Here is a 19,378-nt window from a genome sequence, read left to right on the forward strand (position 1 = left end):
TTTGTCATGGAAGAAATCTGTGTTGTATACATCACACAATTCATACTGACCGCATAGGATGAAAAAATGAGCGTGATGGGAGGTTCAACACATGTACACTTTCAATAAGCCTCTTCATTTGTCACCGTATGATCATCCTGATATCTATCCGGGACCAACGCCAAAACATTCCTTTATCTATATGAAAGGTAAAGCCTATCCAATTATGGGATCTGGCGATCCCTCTCAGCTATTTATAGATTTCAATGGAAGAACCATGACTGTAGCTCAATTTTTAAAGGAACAAAATGTCTGTCCTATTGAGGAAAGGTATCCCATCTTAAGCTATGGCTCAAATATCTGCTTAGCACAGCTAAAGTACAAGTACAGCCTAAACCCAAAACTAAACGATATTGTCATTAATCTTAAAGGAAAGTTACAGGATACCGATATTATATATGCGGCCTATATGACCAAGTATGGGGCGCTGCCTGCTATGCTTGGTCCTATGGAAGGGGCGAAATGTCAAGTATGGCTCACCTTATTCGACGAACAGCAATTCAAACATATCACTCATACAGAAAAAATTTATTCCATCGCCTCCCACCGCGAGAAAAAGCTAAAGCTAAGCTGTGGGATTAAACCCGTTGAGTTCTATGCCTACTATTTTAACCGCGCACTCGCCTACAATGGATCTTTTTTTCGCTATCCGGATATTCCTGCTACAAACTCATCCGCTAAGGAAGTGTGGCAAGCACATATGCTTCAATTGTTGTCCAAAAGCTTTGATTTAGAAAGAGAACCCTTCATAGACTTGGTTAAAACGAATGTTGCTTTCCGCCGGATTGTTCAAAGGACACTTGGACTTCTTTCTGTACCGATCAAACATGCGGACTGGACTCCTGTAAAAAAAATGAAGAAGTGGAAAGACATCTCCCAAGGCCTCTAGGCTTGGTCGGTTTCGCCCACTCCCCTATTTATTCATTCTTTTATAGGACAAGCTCAACGCCTATATGGCTCTTCCTTTGTGCTCACATAAAGAGAACCGTCCCCTTCGAGTAGCGCCAAAAACACATCCTTAGCTGATTTAATGCCTTGTTCTTCAAGTTGATTCTCCAGCCAGCCAATAGAGAGGTTATGATGCTCTAGATTACGATTCACAATATTCCCATCCTCTATAAGCACAGAAGGCATCTTAACCTCCGAGATAGGAAGGTCTAAGTCCCTTAGGGTCACAGGATTTGCCTGCGCCTTGGTAATAATGCTGATCTCTCCGTTAGGCTCAAGAATGGCCAATTCAATATCCGAGAGTTTCATAACATTATTCATCCTCGCAGACATCAAGAGCATGTCTAGTGTGACCTTCGTCTTTTTCATCATTCCCCTTAGAATCTTCCCTCGTGACACGAGCAATCTCGGCTCCTCATCTACAAACCGGCGAAAACGAGCCGATTTCAAAGCCAGGAAAGTCGTAATATAATGAATAAACGTGAGGGTTAACGCTACGGCAAGCGGCCCTGAGAGGCTAGTTTCCTGATTCACTAAGGGATCTCCAATCACATCCCCTATAACGATGGCAAACAAGAAGTCTTGTGCTTGCAAATTGCTAAGCGTTCTTTGTCCTAAGAACTTTATCAAACTAAATAGAAACAGGTATGCAACGGTTGCCCGAATGACAAAACCTAGGATGGGCATGTGCGCATCTCCCTGCCAGAAGTCCATACGCTAGTGCTCCCTTCTAGGATGAGTTTGCCTTTATAGCTTTCGTCTTAGTTTTGCTTAATTGTAGCTAAATATGTCCATCCATCTTCTTGATATATTTTATTCTCTTTCATCAGCTTACCAAGTGCCCGTTTAAATGCTGCTTTACTAATGCCAAACTTTTGGCGGATCGTTTCAGGATCGGTCTGGTCGGAGAAAGGCATGGCACCTCCGCGATCTTGAAGGATTTGATAAATGATCTCCGCATCCTCTTGGTAGGCTACTGCCTTAGGTGGGTTCTGTGTTGCATTAATTCGACCATCGTCTCGAATACTCTTTACTCTTGCTGTCACCTTTTGTCCTAAACGAATAGGTCCTAACATATCATCACGATGCACGAAGGCAATATGATTCTCTTCCGTAAAGAAGAATGCGCCTAGGGCAATTACACGGTAAACATATCCGCTAACGCTCTTATGAAGCATATCTTTTCCAGCTGGCTGTTCGAGCTCTGCAAGCTCAACATCCAACCCTAATTTGGCTAGAAGTCTTCCTTTCTTATCGTATTTTAACCCTACAAATACGCGGTCCCCTTTAAGTGGCCATGCAGCTCTATCCTGCGGCAAATCATCTTTAGATAATAGTAATTCCTTCTGAATGCCCATATCTAAAAATACACCCATCTTGCGATTCACATCGGATACTTCAAGCCAAGTGAATTGGCCAAAAACGATCTTCGACTCCTTCATTGTAGCCGCTAGACGTTCCTCATGATCCATATATAAAAACACGGAGACCTTCTGTCCCTCCGACAGCTCTTTGGCTGCCTCGTTCTTATGGAGCAGAATATCATTCTCTCCATCCGTTAAAAAGTAACCAAACTGAGCTTTACGTGCCACCTCTAGTGTAGCCATCTGACCAGCCTGCACCATTTTCATCACTCCTTCGTATCCACCATGCCATCTTTGTTAAATTCTTTACATCTAGCCAGAATTTATGAGTCAAAAAGATAGCTTATTGGGAAAAAGACAAAAAGTCAACTGCTTTATTTGAATTACATCTCAGCATAATTTGTCGTAAAATTTGATTATTATAAAAATTTTTACTATAATAACATTAAGACATTGCCTCTAATGACAGTCCTCACTATATTTTCTAAAGGAGTGAAGTAGATGCAAGCGGATATGAAGATGGAAGATGTGCTTTTCAAATTAAGACAACTGAAGGATAACGGCGAGCCCCTCTCTAAGAAAAAGGTAAAGGAGAAACATCCTAAACTCATGAGGAACGCTTTATTTTATTTTCCTTCCTGGGAACATGCCTTAGAAAAAATCTAAACATAGAAAAAGAAGGGGATACAGCAGTTAAGGCTGATATCCCCTTCTTCCTATTCCTCTATTCTCCTTACAACATAGAAAAGCTTGCATGTTATATAATCAACCGTTTTATCAACATCATGGTTAAGCATCCGATCAATAATATGCTGAGGGACCATCCATTCACATTGGAATTGAGAAAATCGATAAATTGCATCTCCAACCACTTCTAGTTTAATCCCTTGTGCAGATAGGCCATCTTGCATAATCTCTTTAGCCTGCATCTCAGGTCCCCCTCATTCTAGATTTCTCTCCAATTCTATTATACTACTAGAATGATGAAACTACGAAAACTTTTTGAAAAGGTAGATATTCGATTCGTTCTCAATTATGGAAGTAAGATCGATTGCCCTGCATGAATCGTTGTCCCGGAAAGTCTATTTTTTTCTTTAATCATTTGTACCGCTTCCTCACGTGTTCGTTCCGGATAATACTGTCCTGCGATTCCCCACAATGTATCCCCTGGCTTGACTGTATATAGGATGGATTCTGGTGTCGCAACGGATATAGCTTGTTTAGATCCTGCTGTTTTCTGATTCATAAATGTAGCTTGTCCTTCAATATCTGCAAACAGGAAATAGCTTAACCAGAATACGCATAAAATGCTAAGTGATAATATAAAGAGCATTCCTTTATTGGTTTCCCAAAGCTTAAGAATCCTAGTCTGGTGATTCGTTCCTTGTGCCAATTCATGTTGAGGTTGGCCGTTCTCCTGCTTGTCCCATTCAGAATAGAAGCGAATCTGCATATCGGTTCCCCCTCTTGCTTTTGTAATGCTACTATATGTGCAAGAAAAGGGAGATATGATTAAAATTGGTAGAATAAAAAAACCACATCAGCTTTTAGCAACTGTGTGGCTCAAAACTATTATTTCTCTAAGCCTGCAATGGCAATGACTACCCTGCGATTCTTCTGTCGTCCCTCAGGTGTCCCATTACCTGTGACAGGCCTTGTATCTGCATAACCCATCGCAACAAATCGGTCTGGTTTTAATTTATGTCGTTCAATGAAGAAACGGACAACCCTACTGGAACGAGCAGCGGATAGTTCCCAATTAGATGGGAATACTAAATTAGAGATAGGCTGGTTGTCTGTATGGCCTTCGACGATAATTTGATTTGGAAGGGTCTGGAACAATTCAGCTAGCTTATTCAGAAAAGGAACACCGTTCGGTAAAATCTCTGCTTCCCCTGAGCGAAATAGTAGACCGTCCTGTAATATCAATTCCACTCCAAGCGGGGTTCTTGAAGCTTGTACGTTAGTCTCGAGCTGATTCTCTTTAAGAAACTCCTGTACTTTCTTTGTTATTTCGTCTAGCTGCTCCTGATTTCTCTTTTGGATCTGTTGCTCTGAAACAGAAGTAGCTTGTCCGGTTTGGTCATTAGGTTCTTCCTTAACTTCTTCTCCTCTAACCATTTTCCCTTGAGTATCAAACTCTATAATGGACTGATTGTATTCAAAGGGAGCGTTATTCGTGAAAGACTCCAGGAAAGCCCGAAACTTCTTGGCGTCGAGTTCAGAGAAGGCAAACAAGAGAACGAAAAAAACGAGAATAAGAGTCATCAAATCAGAGAAAGTCGTCATCCACATAGGAGCGCCTTTGGGGGGGTCCTTCTTTTTCCTCCTCATTCCTCTTCCGCTCCTTTTACTTCCTCTGGTTTCTTTCTGGCTTCTGGAGGCAGATAGGAGGTCAACTTTTCCTCCAATACCTTAGGATTAATTCCAGAAGTAATCCCAATGATTCCCTCTATCATAACTTGTTTGACAAAGACCTCTTCTTCCGTATTTTGTGCAAGCTTATTCGCTATCGGAATAAAGATAAAGTTCGCTAATACAGAACCATAGAAGGTCGTTATCATGGCTACCGCCATGCTAGGGCCTAGACTAGCTGGATCACTTAAGTTCCGCAGCATTAAGACCAATCCAATCAGTGTACCGATCATCCCCCATGCCGGCGCCAATTCACCAGCCTTATCAAACATTGCTCTACCTCTACCATGTCGATCCTCTAAAGCCATGATCTCAGCATCTAAGATCCCTCGTAATGCATCTTGCTCTGTACCGTCAACAGCAAGTGTAATCCCTTTTTTGATGAAATCATCTTGCATCTCTTCCAATTGATCCTCTAGAGCCAGCAAGCCCTCTCTCCTAGCTGTAGATGCCAAGCGAACAAAATCATCAACAAGCTTGCTTAAATTATATTGTCTTGAAGTGAATACCTTTTTCATGATCGGAAACATCTTTTTCATTCCGTCAAGTTGAAAGGATATAAGCATAGAACAAATCGTTCCCCCGAAAACAATGAGTACAGAAGGAATATCAATGAATCCTGTTGCACCAGCTAAACCACCGGCTACTAAAATGGAGGCTACGAGTATCACGACTCCAGCCGCAAGACCGGATATGGTGGCTATATCTTTCTTTTGCATCTTTCTCTCTCCCTGTGGTGAGTTACCCTATCATCATACCATAACTCCTATCAATTAAATCGGCAGAATACGACATTTTCTTGAGAATTATTTTTTGGAGTTACAAAAAATAAAAAGAGGGTGATCTCCTTTATGGAAAACCCTCTCATTGACCTTTTCCTATAAGATTAGCTGATACGCATCTCGAGCCATGATTAATTCCTCATTAGTAGGAATAACCAAGACTTTCACTGGGGAGTATCGACTGCTGATAAAACGCTCACCTCGCTTCTGATAATTCGCTTCATGATCAAGATAGACACCGGCATATTCGAGTCCTGTACAAACCATCTCCCTGATTTCTGGACTATTTTCTCCAATACCAGCTGTAAATATGATTCCATCTACTCCATTCAGCCTAGCTAAGTAAAGACCAATGTGGGTATGAAGCTTCGTTGAGAATATATCGATGGCTAGTCGGCACCTCTCATCTCCATCGGCCGCTCCTTGTAGAACATCGCGGATATCATTAGACCTTCCAGATATCCCTAGAAGACCACTTCGTTTATTCAATACCTCAATAGCCCCATGGACATCTGTCTGTTGAATTTCTGCTATATACGGCACAATTCCAGGGTCGATGTTTCCACTGCGAGTTCCCATGCTGACTCCCGCCAGCGGTGTCATTCCCATGGAAGTATCATATGACTTCCCATTTCGTATAGCAGTAATGGATACACCATTACCAATATGGCAGCTAATCAAACGGAGCTTTTCCTTTGGAATTTCCATCATTTCTTCCGCGCGCTCCATAACGTAACGGTGACTAGATCCATGAAAACCGTACTTACGGATCTTATGGTTTAAATACAACTCATAGGGTATAGGGTAAATATACGAAGACGGGGGCATTGTCTGATGGAACGCTGTATCAAAAACAGCCACCTGGGGCAATCCCGGGAAAAGTTTTTCTGCCCATTCTATTCCCAACAAGTTTACGGGGTTATGCAAGGGAGCCAAAGGTGATAACCTGCGAATGATATCTTTTGTCTCCTCTGTTATAACAACCGACTGATCAAATTCTTCCCCTCCGTGAACGACTCGATGGGCCACCGCATCAATATGATAAGGACTCATTTGCTGAGCTATTTCTTCAATGTGACCTCCATAGGCTTCTTCGGTAACTTTTTCTATAACTCCTGATTCGAGAATAGACTTACTTGGCATTTCATATAGCTTATACTTTATGGATGAACTCCCGCAATTAAACAATAGAATGGTCTTCGGGCTCATCACACGCAATTCACGATAAGCATCCAACTCGATAACTTCAACTAGGTCTCCATTTTTTAAATTAGCAGCATTTCCTTCGTCCGTATCCACATGAAATTCCAAAACGTAATTGGGATCTACTCTGCATAGTACATTCTCAAGAATGACAGATCGTTCACCCTTTGTTTTTACGCTAACAATATCTTTATCCCTGACGCCAATACGGACTGCATCTTCTTCATCCATATGTATATGACGAACAGGCAGAATAACCCCTTCCGTTAACTCTACTCGTCCCTTTGTTCCTTCAATTATAATGCCTGGCGTATGGTCTAAATCACCGGAATCACGTACGGGAGGCTTGACACCAAGAACAAAGCTGTCTGTTTTCGATATCTCTAGCTGAGATCGCTTCCGCTCTGGCCCTAAGATCCGAACATGATGAATCTTTCCCTTTGGCCCCTCGATCGTTACGGTTTCCTCACAAGCGTACTGTCCCGGTTGTTTAAGGTCTTTCATCTTCTTTAATTGATAACCTTTACCGAATAGAATATCCACATGCTCTCTGGTTAAGTGAATATGACGATTTGAAATTCCAACGGGTACTTTCAAGACCAATCCCTCCGAACCCCATATCTTTTATTTCTCCCTATAGGATGTTCATTTCGGAAGGAATTTACGACAGATGTAAAAATGGGATATTTTCACATCACGAGAAAACATCTCCTTATCATGTGAAAATACCCCATTCTATTAATTTTTATGATCTGCTGGTTTAAAATAGTGATAAAGCTGGAATAACATTTCAGTAGCAATGATCAGTGGAACAATGACAACAAACATCGTGACCACTACATTATCCACGTCATGAAGCCAACTGGTAACTTCTAGATATTGATAGAGAATTATAAGACAAAAACCGGTGATTAGGGCGAAGAGACCCTTTTGCACATGCATTCTAGCCTGCTTGTTTTCCATAGAGTTTTCCTTCCCTCCTTGCCTTTGATTTCCTACTCTATAAATGAAGACGAAGGAAGGGAGGAAAAGGTTACACTAGTTTCGCATACTTTTACAATTGACTGATTAATGGATTTAACTCTAGCTTCCATCGATCGATTACACTCTCTCGGCTTAATAAAAATATAACGCCAAGTTGTTGCTCTTTCTGCTCTTTTCGCTTTACTCTAATCGTAGCCATAATTTCCTGCATTAGAAAATTATCTTTTGGACTAGAACCACTCTCTAGTGAGTGAATCTTTACCCCTTCAATTTGATCAAGTTGCTGCAATAATTTTTCTACTCTATCTGCTTCGTATTGATTAAGAAGAAGCTTAATAATACTCTCATCCTGCTCGTTGACTGCTGTAATAAACAATGACACCAACTCCTCAGGGCTGCCTTGCACGATTCGGTCGTGGAGAAGGCCTGAAGCTTTTGTAATCATGAGATCATGCCCTGGATCAGGTATAGCACGCCGATGTGTTGTACTGTCCTTAAAATGAATACAAAAGTGTCCAGGGAAGTTATTCCAAGAGATCGCTCCTCCCCCATGTGGCATTCCATGCATAGAGCCAGCGAGGGTTCTCCCTTCCGTTCGGACAAGGATCGCTCTTCGTTTCCAGCTCCATTTGCCATTATATATATCTTTCATTGTTTCTGTATCTGCAACTGTAATGGGCTGGACATCAGCATGCTGACTTCCTGCACGGCGCTGAACCATAAAGCGTAATCCGCTCTCGATATCGACAACTTCTGCATACCCTTTGCGTGGAAAAAGCTTTTCTGCTTCCTTCCAGGACACCGACTCCCCAAAGTGATGCTTTCTAAGCATGGAGAGATAAGAATGAATCTTCATTTTTGTTTCTGGTGGAAGTACGATCTTTACACCTGTTTCGACTTGGAATAAGTTATAGGCATAACTGATCATAAAGGTTTCTGTTTTTGTTCCTTTTTTTATCTCAACATAGGCAAAAGGGAGCTCAGGTGCATGCTTTGTAGAAACCTGTTTACCCTTAAGGATATCTCTCGCCAGCTCCTTGTTCTCAATATGAAGGCGGCTCTCAAACAAAGCATAAGGGGAGGATTTCACAATAAAAGTTAACTCATTTTTCTCCTTTCCTTCTGTTGGCATCGGGACAGAAACCATCAACAAAAGTAGGAGCGCTAAGGGTAAAACCAATCGCCAGATTTTCATGATCTTCCTCCTAAAAGGCGGTGCAATAGAAAAACCCCAGAAGTCCGGGATTCTTATTGTACATAAGGCAGAATTTTTGCTATTGCAGCTCTCGCCTCTTCCACTCTCCTGTCTACATCATGAATATCTCCATCCACCTCGGCTGGCGTTTGGAACTGATTGACCAACGTATTAAGCTGTCCTGGTAATTGGTCAACTAAAGGGATGGAATCGCTAAAATTTCGAGTATGAACAACATGTCTTACAAGAAAAGGCTGGTGAAACCTCAGTCGAGCACCTCCGTCATCAAGTTCACCTTCCATCACCTCTACGGGAACGCGCAGATAAATTGTTTCGCCGCCATCCCTTTCTAAGGCTGCATCGAAGTAGCCCTTATCATATTCCCAATTTCCGCCCAATACAAAGCCTTCTCTATTAAACGCATCTTCAATTTCACCGTAGGTGGCAACTTTACCTTCTATCTCAGACGGTACAGAAATCATAAATACAAATCACACCTTCCCTAAATTCAATTTCTCCTTATAATACATAGCTTTCCCAACATAAGGGTTTTCATGAAAGCTTCAATTTTTTCCTAACCAAACTCATCCCAACCACTAAAATGAAACCAAAACCAAGTACGAGGAGTAAAATTCGTCCTTTATTCTCAGAAAAATAAATTATGTCATTTCCAATCATGGATTGAACCAATATGGCAGGGATCTTTCCTATCGAGGTTGCAAGGATATAGGCCCTCCCTTCAAGTTTCGATACCCCTGAAGCTAAATTTAAGGCAACGGGCGGGATGACAGGAAACAACCTTAATGTAAGGATGGAGCGAAAACCATTTCTCTTTACAAAATCATCCATCTTCATCAGCTTAGGGTGATGTTCTAGCTTTCGTTGAGCCCAATCTCTTCCTGTTGTGCGTGCGACATAAAACATCAAGACAGACGCCACTACCGCACTAATCCAGTTTATTAGAAATCCCCCAACCAATCCGAAAACTAAAACATTAGCTGCAACCAGTACAAGGAAGGGGATCACGGGCAAAAAGGTTTGAATAATGATTAATGCACTCCCGAGCAAAACAGCCCACACACCTAATCCTCTTAGCCATTCAGCAATAAGATGGATATCCATAGCGGATAACTTCTCTCGTATTGGCCCTAAAAACGTTAAAATAAATGCTGCTATGAGAATGAACAGCACGATTATCCATCTTTTTTTCATCCTTCCGTCTCACCTCACCTTTATAGTTTGCCTGTCATAGGCATACAACCATTCCGTTTTTCTATAACAATCATAGGATATATAAACCAAATCTTAGGAGAGGATATCTGTGTATAAACGTAGATATCAATATGTAGTAAGTAAATGGGCTAAAACTCAGTTGCTGATGGAAAACGAGATGATTCGAAGTTACATTCCAGAAACGCAGCTCCTCACTAGACAATCCCTCCTCCAGATGCTAGAGCGTTATCCTTTTCTTTATCTGAAGCCGGATAACGGGATGAAAGGAAAAGGAATTTTCAGACTGGACCAGATCCAGAAAACATACTGGCTTCATACCAGCGAATGGGTAAAATCTTTTTCCAATTTAAATCAAGTTACGGGGATGCTAAAACGCCTTACTAAGGACAATAAATACCTTATTCAACAAGGCGTTGAGTTAATCACCCAGCAAGGGATGCCCATTGATTTCCGTCTTTTGTTACAAAAGCCAAAAGATGAGTGGGTCTATTCTGGGGTCGTAGGCAAACTGGGGGAAAAAAATAGTATTACAACTAATTTGGCCTGTGGGGGAAAAGCCATTCCCTTCCGTACCGCTATCGAAAACACGCTAGGGCTTTCCTACGGAGAAATCAGAGACTTAAGAGATGAATTAATGGATCTCAGTTTTCTTATTGCAGATGAACTTACCTTTACCTATCCCGGGTTACGTGAACTCGGCATTGATTATGCCATAGACACTAAAGGTAAGGCCTGGCTCATTGAAGTGAATACAACGCCAGGACATCGTTTATTTAAAGGTCTTCCTAATGAAAAGATCTACAAGCGGATCATCCGAAACATCAAAATAATTTACTCAGACACTTGATGATTACCCCCTTAATTGGGGGTTTTAACCATTTTCTCCCATTCACATACACTGTTTATGTAATAATTAGGAGAGAAGGCGGTTAACCCCATGCGAAATAAGGATCACCTCTGTGTGATGTATACTTCTGAAAACGATTTGCTTCGTTTTTATTCGAACCTACCTGCGATGGCCAAACAAAGAATTAAACTTTATCCTAAGTGGAACGCTCTTTCTTTACTTAATCAAGACTATGAAATTCTCAAAGACAGAATGGCCATCCAAGGAGAATCCGAGACGAAAGGACCCATTATAGAGCAAAATGTAATGTATAAGCTTCACCAAACCTATTCGGATAAGCAGGTCACGCCTTGGGGAGTTAGTCGAGTACAGGCTCCAACCGCTTGGTCTCGGAACCAGGGAGATGGTGTCAGAGTAGGAATTATTGACACTGGAATTGACGCAAGACATCCCGATCTGAGAGATAATGTAAAAGGCGGCATTAATACAGTAGACACTTCTAGCCCCTTTGTCGACAGAAACGGCCATGGAACACATGTAGCGGGCATCGTTGCGGCTTTGAATAATCAAATTGGAGTTGTAGGCGTGAGCCCAAAAGCTGCTCTCTATGCTCTCAAGGCTTTTGACGCAGATGGTACGGCCTCTCTCACCGATATTGCCCAAGCGATTGATTGGGCGATCGACAACAACATCCGAATCCTTAATTTAAGCTTCGGTTCTAGGGATACGAGTAAGATCCTTCATCAAGCCATAAAGGCCGCATTAAAGAAGGGAATTCTTATGATTGCCTCCGCTGGAAATAGTTCAGAGACACTGGATTATCCTGCTCGTCATCCTGAAGTTCTCGCCGTTGGTGCCATTAATAAAAATGGAAGAGTTCCTTCCTTTAGCAACTTTGGTAAAACGTTGAATTACGTGGAACCAGGAGTAGACATCCTCTCTACCTGGCCAGAATCACCAAATTATAATACTCTCTCTGGAACTTCGATGGCCACTCCGCATCTCACAGGAATCTGTGCTCTACTGCTGTCCCAAGCTCCTGAGCTCACACCCTCTCAAATAAAGCGTATCTTAGACCGTTCTGCACAAAAGTTGCCTCGTATCTCCTCTCGTAAGCAAGGACGAGGTATTGTGAAAGTAAATAGGGTGCTATCCCTTGCGAATAGATTATCAAACAGAACATCTCCGTCTTAGGACGGAGATGTTTTCCGTTCTTAAGGTCAGTAGGAAGGAATGGGTGGCTTCTACTATACTAGGACTATACCTTTTCTTCCGTTGAGCCGAGGATGGGGCTATGCTATAGTTAAATTTATACTTGTGACAAGTAGTAAATAACTTCCCTAAGTTGGAGGTGGAAAGTCCAATGAACCGCTCACGCACGACGCGATACTTCTTAGGACTTATCATTATATTTACCGGTATTGGAATCTTATTTCACACCTTAGGCATCATGGACTTTCATCCCGGGAAACTGTTTCCTTTCCTTGTACTCTATTTTGCTGTTCGTTTATTGGAGCGGGGAAGAAAGATATTGGGAGGCATCCTATTTCTGTTTGGTTCCTTGTTTTTCCTAGATGCGTGGCTGTCTATACGGATCGGAGATCTTATTGGTTTTGCCCTTTCTTTTGCTATTATCTATTGGGGCTATCAGTTTATACGCTCAAAAAAGAAGGAAATCGAACTTCCTCCTGCCTCGATCCCACATCATTCTATGGATGAACAAGTAGAGGAAAAACAAGAACAACAACCTTCCCCACGACAAGGTGGGCCATCTTATACTATGGGCTCCCCCGAGATGAAGCAATCGCTCATCGGGAACCTCTTCTTAACAGGAAATCGATGGGAACTTAGAGATATGAACATTTGGCATGGGATTGGAGAAGTTAAACTCGATCTTTCTCGTGCATTAATACACAACGGAGAAAGTGTAGTCATGATAAGCGGATGGATCGGGGATATCGATATTTACGTTCCTTATGATCTCGATATTTCCTTAATCGCCAATGTTAATGTCGGGGATATTGATGTATTTGGGAATAAGCAAGGTGGCTTGAATCGAACTGTCACGTTAACGACTTCCAATTACCAGAATGCAGAAAAACGGGTTCGCATTATCGTCAACCTTCTCATAGGCGATATCGATATCACCTACGTGTAGGGGGCAAGAGACATGCCTGGAACTGAAAAAAAATTAACGAACATCCAATGGCAATTCATGCGTCATGCCATGTGGGGCTCCTTAGGTGCAGCTACTTTAGGCGGACTTTTCTTTTCTCTGATATGGTACCAAACCGAAGAACTAGTTTCTCTGCGCGAGTGGGCTTATCAAGCTTGGGAATGGAGCATCCCCCCCTTCCCTGGATTTCTGGTTATTAGTATCATGTTTATCATTTTGTGGGTCGTTGCCATCGTTATAGGAAGCAGCTTCGGGTACATTTACGGTAATTTATTAAAAAAGAGAATCGAGATCCTATTACACTCTGCAATGAAACTAGAACGTGGGAATCTAACTATTCGAATCCCTGACTTAGGTGACGATGAGATCGGGCAGCTCGCCCGCCAACTCAATGACATGACGATTCGCTTTCAACAGCAAGTGGCATCATTACAACGACTGTCCGCCCATAATGCAGAATTGACAGATCAAGTGAAACAAGCGGCTATTGTGGAAGAACGTCAGCGATTAGCCCGAGAGCTTCACGATGCGGTAAGCCAACAGCTCTTTGCCATCTCTATGACCATGGCCGCACTAAAACGAACACTAGCCCAGGACCCTGATAAAGCTAGCCGACAGGCCGAATTAGTAGAAGAAATGGCCGCAGCAGCCCAATCCGAAATGAGAGCTCTTCTCCTCCATCTCCGTCCGGCACACCTAGAAGGAAAAATGCTCCGTCAAGGCGTTGAAGATCTTCTTCGTGAACTTCAAGCCAAACACTCTTTAGCCTTTCACTGGTCCTTAGAAGAACTCCCCTCCATGCCCAAGGGAATGGAGGACCATTTATTCCGTATTCTGCAAGAAGCCTTATCTAATACACTACGTCATGCGAAAGCTCAACGAGTAGAAATCAAGTTAGTCGTCATCGAAAATAATCTGCGCTTGAAAATTACAGATGATGGTATTGGTTTTTCCTTAGACAAAGATCGTAAAGCCTCCTCCTATGGTATGGCTCTCATGCATGAACGAGTCGCTGAGATTGGGGGCGTACTGAATATCTCATCTGCCCCTGGGCAAGGAACATTGATTGAGGTAACCATCCCTTTAATCATGGGAAGAGGAAGCGAGGAAAGCGTGAATGAACAAAATGATTAAAGTACTTCTCGTCGATGATCATGAGATGGTCCGGATGGGACTAGCTGCTTATCTATCTACAGAAGACGATATTGAGGTCGTCGGTGAAGCGGGCAACGGAGCTGAAGGGGTTAAACTCGCAGATCAGACGAAGCCTGATGTAATCCTTATGGACCTTGTCATGGATGGTATGGACGGAATTGAAGCTACAAAACAAATTCGTTCAATTCATCCTGAGGGAAAAGTTATTGTCCTTACCAGCTTTATTGACGATGAGAAAGTGTATCCCGTTATTGAAGCTGGGGCCTTTAGTTACCTGTTAAAGACAGCGCGGGCGCCAGAGATTGTTCAAGCCATCCGCCAAGCTCATCAAGGCATGCCTGTTTTAGAATCCCAGGTGGCAGGAAAGATCATGAATCGCTTCCGTCAGGGAGAAAGCAAAGCCCTCCCCCATGAACAATTAACCGCACGCGAGTTAGAGGTCCTTAGGTTAATTGGCGAAGGAAAATCGAACCAGGACATTGCTGAAGAATTATTTATTGGGATTAAAACCGTAAAAACACATGTCAGTAATATTTTAGGTAAGCTAGATGTTGAAGATCGCACTCAAGTCGCCATTTATGCTCACCGACAAGGACTTTGCAAGTAAAATTAACCTCTGCATGAAGCACATCAGTAGATGACACCCTAAAAACAGGAGGTGCATCAAGAGATGTTGCTAAAACCATTTATCATACCCACTCTACTTCTTAGTTTAGCACTTAGCGGCTGTGGTACGACGACACAAGGGGCTCTACCTGCCGAGAAACCACCGGTTAATGTGCAGAATACAGGCAATGCGGCCAGAATACAGAATGCTCAAGCTCCTTCTGGGAATGCAGGACAAACCAATCAATGGCAATGGCAGGTCATTCCTTGGCAACCTAATCAGCAACAAGCTGCACCGTGGCAGCCAGCTCCTAGACAGGGGACACAGCCTCCTGCTCAGCAGCAACCGGCACAAGCACCAACGACACCAGCTCCCAATGCATCTGTGACCTTATCTGCAGCAGAACAACAGATGCTGACTTTAGTCAATCAGGAGCGCCAGCGCAATGGATTAAGCGCTCTAACTGCTCATCCAGAACTCACACGCTTAGCGCGTGTCAAGTCACAGGACATGATTACAGGGAATTACTTTTCCCATCAGTCTCCTACTCACGGATCCCCCTTTGACATGATAAGGAATGCGGGAGTAAGCTTCTCGACAGCTGGAGAAAATATAGCCGGTAACCAATCCGTAGATGGAGCCCATACCGCTCTCATGAATTCTCCAGGCCACCGTGCGAACATCCTAAGCAACGAATACAGCCATATCGGAATTGGGATTGTCTCGGGTGGAGCTTATGGGAATATGTTTACACAGATGTTTATTAAGCCGTAGAAGTAAAAAAACCGCCAAGGGATGGCGGTTTTTTTACTATTTAAGCAGCTAGACCAGCAGCTTTAAAGAGGACTATCCTCTTCATCCACAATCGCTGTCTCCGCCACCACGTCTGCGTCTCCTGCGTCTACGACGGCGATTGTCGTCATCACGAAGACGTACGATTTGCCCCCTAATTTCTCCAGCAGGATTTTGTACCGTATGCACATTGACATACGTATTTCCCAGCCTCATTTCTCGGATTAACGCAGCTAGTGAACGTCCTGCTAACGGTCCAACAAGATCAGCAGCTGTAATCGTACCGCGCACCACTCCGCGACGAACCGTAACTCCCCTTCTTAAAGGACCAAAAAGGAAAGCCACAACCGGACCGTTTTCTCGTCTTCTGCCAAGGTGGATATGAGCTTCTGTTGTCCTGCGGATATTTTCCACTTCCAGAACATAATGAAGTCTTCGGCGGTCACGACTTAGACGAAATCTAGCTCTTCCTGTCGCTCTGGTTACGACAGGAGGTACTTCTTCCGAGCCTCTTAGACGTGCAAAAAAGTTTCGCAATTTGATTTACTCCTTCCTCATGAATTATTACACTTTATTCTTGAATATAATGAAGAGATTGGAGAGGTGCCTAAGCGGTCAGAAATTCCCTGTCTAAATACGTGAGGTTAAAGAAGAGAAGAGAATCATGGAAGAGAGTGAAAGCCTGCAAGATACTTGGCATATAGCATATTTGTCGCCCTTATTTTATAGAAAACGTCTTTTTGCCCGCTATCGTAGAAGAGGTAATCATCCGGCATTCGGTGATTCATTTCTAGTAGCCATACGTGCTGATGTTTATCTACTGCTATGTCTACGCCATATCTCCCGATATTCAGGCTTAACTTATCTATTTCCCTTGCAGCTGTTATCGCAACTTGAGATAATTTATCTCGCAATATCTTAACCTTTTCTTTAGATAATTCAAAAGCGTCACCTAATAAATGATCACCTTGCTTTAACGTTCCCCCGCTCGCGCGGTTGCTTACAATGCTTCTATATGCACTGCGCTTGCCAACGATTCCAACATCCCGCCAATGCCCAATATAGTCCTTCACAAGAGCGATCCTAAAATCGATGACATGGCCGTCCTGAACCTCAATATTTAGTGCCTGCTGTATGATATATTTCTTTTTTTTCATTTTCTTTTTAAAGTAGTTTAGTAAATCGTTAACAGATGAAAAGAAGAGCTTATGATTTTTGTCTTCATTGCGAAATTGTATAACATAATGTCCATTTTCCTTTACTACTCTATATATCCCAACTCCTTTCAGACCGGAGATAGGCTTCACATAGGCTTTTTCATTATTCTCCATAAAATCTAAAATATCTTGTGGCGTGCGAATATATGAAGTTAATGGTAGATGCGGTTTCAGTTCTCTATTCGATTGGAGAAGATTATACATCTTCCATTTATTGATACTAGCAGAATTAAAAAATTGTTTTGGAAAAGTGGTCTGAAAATAATGATTCCACTTTTTGGATATGGTGATCAACTTCATAAAAGAGGAGGGATAGGATACTCGACGCTCTTCCCAAGTTTTTTTCTGAGGATTGTATATCAAACCTTTGATTGTGTTTGACTTACGATCGATTCCTTGCAATGAGAAGGCAAGAATCATACCTCTAATTTCCTTATATAGGTAGGAAAAACTGTTTAAATTTATCGCTTTGAGGCTTTTTTGTGATTTCGCTACTAATATACCAATAAATGGACCAATCAAGATTTTAGCATCATTCACTCTAATTTCGTATTCAAGAAAGAGCGGTAAACGCAGTATTTGTATGACATCCTGAGAAAATTCTATTTCGTTAAGAGTTAAGGTTAAAGACGGTAAAACATCCACTTCGATAGACTGACTACCAAACTTAACCCTATATTTTTTTGTCCTAAGCCCTAATGTAGCTACTACTTTAGGATGAGCATAAAGGGTTGTCTGCGCGTTTTCCGTTGATTTAATCTTAACTACCTGGTTCATTTATCCTCCACCTCCTATTTCGTTTTGACAATTTCTTCTTTTATCTTAATTCTCTATTATATCTATATTTAGAAACCCCTTTATTTGTATAAACACTTAACCTTAGATAAGGAAATATGGGGTAAAATCTACGATCCTGCAACTCTCTTCTGAATACAATAAGATAATTAAGTTCAAAAAAAATTTAAGAGGAGAATATTATGGCGGAAAAAAAATATGTAATTTTGGAGGATAAGGAAACAACAGATTCTCTCATTCCCCATCTCAAAACTTCAAAATTATTAGAATTGCAATCAGGGGATAAAGTTCTTCTTTCCTTTGGAGCTACCACTCGTGAAATCACAATCATCCTCTCTAACCAAATATCACCTCATCACTTTGCTGTTTCATCGGAAGTTATTGGATCATTAAAAATACCGCTCACTTGTCGATATGAGCTTTATAAAATCGGCAATAAGTTATTGTTAGGTCCTTTTATCGGTATTTTGTTTAATACTAATAACCCCAATTTATCACAGGGGTTATCTGCCTATGTGAGAGATTACCAAACCATTGGAGGAGCAATCATCACATTTTCATTAAAAAATATCAATAAAAAAACGAGAATGATTAAAGGCTATTTGTATAATCCAATTCGTGAACAATGGGAATCTGGTACCTTTAGATTACCTGCTTGTTTATTGGTATTACTACCTAGACTGCCAAAAAAATGGATGAATTTTTTTAAGATAAATTTTCACAACCGGTACTTCAATTCCATTGTTTTTAACAAATGGGATATGTATAGGTGGCTGAAAAGCAATCAAAATATTAAGCCATATCTCCCAAAAACGGCTTTATATCATAAACCCGATGATATTTCCCAGTTTATGAAGTCAAACGATATTTCAAGCGTGTATCTTAAGCCTATAAGAGGGGTACAAGGAAAAGGAATTAGAAGATTTGATGTAATAGACGGGTGTGTCTCAGCAACATACAGACTAGTCAATGAAAATGTCACAGAAACCTTTCGAAACTTTAAACAAGTTCTTCCTTACCTTCAAGATGAATTACTCCCCGGAAATTATATTATCCAGCAAACTCTTGACCTCGAAATAATAGACGGACATATTGTTGATTTCCGTGTCATGCTCGCAAAAAATCAATCAGCGGACTGGATCGTTATAGGAATGTTTGGAAAAGTAGCCAGTTCTGGAAGTATTGTTAGCAACTATGAAAGAGGTGGGGAGGTCAAGCCAGCAAGGAATGTCTTAAAGAAAATCTATCAATTCTCTGATCAACAAATCGATGAGTTTCAGAAAAAAATCTTTCAACTCGCAGTTTCAGCTGCTCAAAGTATTGATAGCTTAGGAACAATGAATATGGGGAGATACGGTCTGGATATTGCCATTGATCGTCACCGGAATATTTGGCTAATTGAAATGAATGGGTACCCAGATGATCGGTTTCCTTTATATGCTGGTCTTCCTGAATTATTCTACGATGCGAAACGAACACAGATACTCTATGCAAAAAGATTAGCAGGATTCACTTCATAGTGTTAATATCTCTAGAATCTCACGCTTTGTTGTCAAACAATAAGCCGTGAGATTTTTTCCTGAACAAAGTAAAATAAAGAGAGTAGGGGTGGTCATCACTGATCCA

General features: G+C 41.7%; 22 protein-coding genes. 9 read left to right on the forward strand and 13 right to left on the reverse strand.

Translation table 11 applies throughout. The features are described from left to right. Positions 1-91 precede the first annotated feature (91 nt). The gene (locus EIZ39_RS12175; RefSeq protein ID WP_129200230.1) at positions 92-928 is read left to right on the forward strand and encodes a hypothetical protein; all 837 of its coding nucleotides are present in this window, start codon (positions 92-94) and stop codon (positions 926-928) included. A 53-nt stretch (positions 929-981) separates the two neighbouring features. Here EIZ39_RS12175 and EIZ39_RS12180 read toward each other — a convergent pair whose 3' ends face one another. Beyond that, positions 982-1,701 (reverse strand): YetF domain-containing protein, encoded by a 720-nt coding sequence (locus tag EIZ39_RS12180; RefSeq protein WP_129200231.1) that lies wholly within the window; start codon positions 1,699-1,701, stop codon positions 982-984. Between the two features lie 47 nt (positions 1,702-1,748). Continuing rightward, complete coding sequence (locus EIZ39_RS12185) at positions 1,749-2,618, reverse strand: CvfB family protein (RefSeq protein WP_129200286.1); 870 nt, start codon at positions 2,616-2,618, stop codon at positions 1,749-1,751. A 234-nt stretch (positions 2,619-2,852) separates the two neighbouring features. Between EIZ39_RS12185 and EIZ39_RS26620 the strand changes: the two genes are divergently transcribed. Beyond that, positions 2,853-3,017: a hypothetical protein gene (locus EIZ39_RS26620; protein ID WP_164985063.1), complete on the forward strand. Its 165-nt coding sequence runs from the start codon at positions 2,853-2,855 to the stop codon at positions 3,015-3,017. 50 nt (positions 3,018-3,067) lie between these two features. Here the strand turns inward: EIZ39_RS26620 and EIZ39_RS12190 are convergent, their stop codons facing one another. The 9 genes from EIZ39_RS12190 to EIZ39_RS12230 all read right to left on the reverse strand — a co-directional run bounded on the left by EIZ39_RS12190 (position 3,068) and on the right by EIZ39_RS12230 (position 10,142). Then, positions 3,068-3,280: a hypothetical protein gene (locus tag EIZ39_RS12190; RefSeq protein WP_129200232.1), complete on the reverse strand. Its 213-nt coding sequence runs from the start codon at positions 3,278-3,280 to the stop codon at positions 3,068-3,070. A 104-nt stretch (positions 3,281-3,384) separates the two neighbouring features. Beyond that, on the reverse strand, positions 3,385-3,804 hold the full coding sequence (locus tag EIZ39_RS12195; protein WP_129200233.1) for a LysM peptidoglycan-binding domain-containing protein: 420 nt from the start codon (positions 3,802-3,804) through the stop codon (positions 3,385-3,387). Between the two features lie 119 nt (positions 3,805-3,923). After that, positions 3,924-4,685, reverse strand: a complete 762-nt coding sequence (gene motS / locus EIZ39_RS12200; protein WP_129200234.1) for a flagellar motor protein MotS — start codon at positions 4,683-4,685, stop codon at positions 3,924-3,926. Further along, entirely contained in the window at positions 4,682-5,485 is an 804-nt protein-coding gene (locus EIZ39_RS12205; protein ID WP_129200235.1) for a MotA/TolQ/ExbB proton channel family protein, read from the reverse strand. The genes motS and EIZ39_RS12205 overlap by 4 nt, the downstream gene beginning before the upstream one ends. 159 nt (positions 5,486-5,644) lie before the next feature. Beyond that, positions 5,645-7,348, reverse strand: coding sequence for an acetate/propionate family kinase (locus EIZ39_RS12210; RefSeq protein ID WP_129200236.1), 1,704 nt, complete (start codon positions 7,346-7,348; stop codon positions 5,645-5,647). Positions 7,349-7,489: 141 nt separating this feature from the next. Beyond that, entirely contained in the window at positions 7,490-7,714 is a 225-nt protein-coding gene (locus EIZ39_RS12215; protein ID WP_129200237.1) for a hypothetical protein, read from the reverse strand. A gap of 91 nt (positions 7,715-7,805) precedes the next feature. Then, a complete protein-coding gene (locus EIZ39_RS12220) occupies positions 7,806-8,930 on the reverse strand; it encodes a hypothetical protein (RefSeq protein ID WP_129200238.1) in 1,125 nt (374 codons plus the stop codon). A 53-nt stretch (positions 8,931-8,983) separates the two neighbouring features. Beyond that, a complete protein-coding gene (locus EIZ39_RS12225) occupies positions 8,984-9,412 on the reverse strand; it encodes a YugN family protein (RefSeq protein WP_129200239.1) in 429 nt (142 codons plus the stop codon). A gap of 70 nt (positions 9,413-9,482) precedes the next feature. Beyond that, positions 9,483-10,142 (reverse strand): TVP38/TMEM64 family protein, encoded by a 660-nt coding sequence (locus tag EIZ39_RS12230; RefSeq protein ID WP_129200240.1) that lies wholly within the window; start codon positions 10,140-10,142, stop codon positions 9,483-9,485. Between the two features lie 109 nt (positions 10,143-10,251). On the opposite strand from EIZ39_RS12230, the gene EIZ39_RS12235 reads away from it, so the two are divergent. The 6 genes from EIZ39_RS12235 (at position 10,252) to EIZ39_RS12260 (ending at position 15,722) form a co-directional block, all read left to right on the forward strand. After that, positions 10,252-11,010, forward strand: a complete 759-nt coding sequence (locus EIZ39_RS12235; protein WP_129200241.1) for a YheC/YheD family protein — start codon at positions 10,252-10,254, stop codon at positions 11,008-11,010. A 90-nt stretch (positions 11,011-11,100) separates the two neighbouring features. Continuing rightward, a complete protein-coding gene (locus EIZ39_RS12240; RefSeq protein ID WP_129200242.1) occupies positions 11,101-12,204 on the forward strand; it encodes a S8 family peptidase in 1,104 nt (367 codons plus the stop codon). Between the two features lie 169 nt (positions 12,205-12,373). Then, positions 12,374-13,168, forward strand: coding sequence for a cell wall-active antibiotics response protein LiaF (liaF, locus tag EIZ39_RS12245; RefSeq protein WP_129200243.1), 795 nt, complete (start codon positions 12,374-12,376; stop codon positions 13,166-13,168). A gap of 12 nt (positions 13,169-13,180) precedes the next feature. Beyond that, a complete protein-coding gene (locus EIZ39_RS12250) occupies positions 13,181-14,320 on the forward strand; it encodes a HAMP domain-containing sensor histidine kinase (protein WP_129200244.1) in 1,140 nt (379 codons plus the stop codon). Further along, positions 14,313-14,948 (forward strand): response regulator, encoded by a 636-nt coding sequence (locus EIZ39_RS12255; protein WP_164985067.1) that lies wholly within the window; start codon positions 14,313-14,315, stop codon positions 14,946-14,948. Before EIZ39_RS12250 ends, EIZ39_RS12255 begins: the two co-directional genes overlap by 8 nt. Before the next feature lie 63 nt (positions 14,949-15,011). Beyond that, complete coding sequence (locus EIZ39_RS12260; protein ID WP_129200246.1) at positions 15,012-15,722, forward strand: CAP domain-containing protein; 711 nt, start codon at positions 15,012-15,014, stop codon at positions 15,720-15,722. An 81-nt stretch (positions 15,723-15,803) separates the two neighbouring features. Here the strand turns inward: EIZ39_RS12260 and EIZ39_RS12265 are convergent, their stop codons facing one another. Then, positions 15,804-16,277: a CHRD domain-containing protein gene (locus tag EIZ39_RS12265; RefSeq protein ID WP_129200247.1), complete on the reverse strand. Its 474-nt coding sequence runs from the start codon at positions 16,275-16,277 to the stop codon at positions 15,804-15,806. 125 nt (positions 16,278-16,402) lie between these two features. After that, the gene (locus tag EIZ39_RS12270; protein WP_129200248.1) at positions 16,403-17,734 is read right to left on the reverse strand and encodes a YheC/YheD family endospore coat-associated protein; all 1,332 of its coding nucleotides are present in this window, start codon (positions 17,732-17,734) and stop codon (positions 16,403-16,405) included. 200 nt (positions 17,735-17,934) lie between these two features. Between EIZ39_RS12270 and EIZ39_RS12275 the strand changes: the two genes are divergently transcribed. Continuing rightward, on the forward strand, positions 17,935-19,272 hold the full coding sequence (locus EIZ39_RS12275; RefSeq protein WP_129200249.1) for a YheC/YheD family endospore coat-associated protein: 1,338 nt from the start codon (positions 17,935-17,937) through the stop codon (positions 19,270-19,272). The last annotated feature ends 106 nt before the right edge of the window (positions 19,273-19,378 follow it).

The organism is Ammoniphilus sp. CFH 90114, from assembly GCF_004123195.1.
Classification (GTDB): Bacteria; Bacillota; Bacilli; order Aneurinibacillales; family RAOX-1; genus YIM-78166.

Coding starts and splice junctions, on each gene's coding strand:
- EIZ39_RS12195 (WP_129200233.1), bottom strand. CDS start 3,804: ATGCAGATTCGCTTCTATTCTGAATGGGACAAGCAGGAGAACGGCCAA.
- motS (WP_129200234.1), bottom strand. CDS start 4,685: ATGAGGAGGAAAAAGAAGGACCCCCCCAAAGGCGCTCCTATGTGGATG.
- EIZ39_RS12240 (WP_129200242.1), top strand. CDS start 11,101: ATGCGAAATAAGGATCACCTCTGTGTGATGTATACTTCTGAAAACGAT.
- EIZ39_RS12185 (WP_129200286.1), bottom strand. CDS start 2,618: ATGAAAATGGTGCAGGCTGGTCAGATGGCTACACTAGAGGTGGCACGT.
- EIZ39_RS26620 (WP_164985063.1), top strand. CDS start 2,853: ATGCAAGCGGATATGAAGATGGAAGATGTGCTTTTCAAATTAAGACAA.
- EIZ39_RS12220 (WP_129200238.1), bottom strand. CDS start 8,930: ATGAAAATCTGGCGATTGGTTTTACCCTTAGCGCTCCTACTTTTGTTG.
- EIZ39_RS12175 (WP_129200230.1), top strand. CDS start 92: ATGTACACTTTCAATAAGCCTCTTCATTTGTCACCGTATGATCATCCT.
- EIZ39_RS12255 (WP_164985067.1), top strand. CDS start 14,313: ATGATTAAAGTACTTCTCGTCGATGATCATGAGATGGTCCGGATGGGA.
- EIZ39_RS12225 (WP_129200239.1), bottom strand. CDS start 9,412: ATGATTTCTGTACCGTCTGAGATAGAAGGTAAAGTTGCCACCTACGGT.
- liaF (WP_129200243.1), top strand. CDS start 12,374: ATGAACCGCTCACGCACGACGCGATACTTCTTAGGACTTATCATTATA.
- EIZ39_RS12230 (WP_129200240.1), bottom strand. CDS start 10,142: ATGAAAAAAAGATGGATAATCGTGCTGTTCATTCTCATAGCAGCATTT.
- EIZ39_RS12205 (WP_129200235.1), bottom strand. CDS start 5,485: ATGCAAAAGAAAGATATAGCCACCATATCCGGTCTTGCGGCTGGAGTC.
- EIZ39_RS12190 (WP_129200232.1), bottom strand. CDS start 3,280: ATGCAGGCTAAAGAGATTATGCAAGATGGCCTATCTGCACAAGGGATT.
- EIZ39_RS12260 (WP_129200246.1), top strand. CDS start 15,012: ATGTTGCTAAAACCATTTATCATACCCACTCTACTTCTTAGTTTAGCA.
- EIZ39_RS12250 (WP_129200244.1), top strand. CDS start 13,181: ATGCCTGGAACTGAAAAAAAATTAACGAACATCCAATGGCAATTCATG.
- EIZ39_RS12275 (WP_129200249.1), top strand. CDS start 17,935: ATGGCGGAAAAAAAATATGTAATTTTGGAGGATAAGGAAACAACAGAT.
- EIZ39_RS12180 (WP_129200231.1), bottom strand. CDS start 1,701: ATGGACTTCTGGCAGGGAGATGCGCACATGCCCATCCTAGGTTTTGTC.
- EIZ39_RS12270 (WP_129200248.1), bottom strand. CDS start 17,734: ATGAACCAGGTAGTTAAGATTAAATCAACGGAAAACGCGCAGACAACC.
- EIZ39_RS12215 (WP_129200237.1), bottom strand. CDS start 7,714: ATGGAAAACAAGCAGGCTAGAATGCATGTGCAAAAGGGTCTCTTCGCC.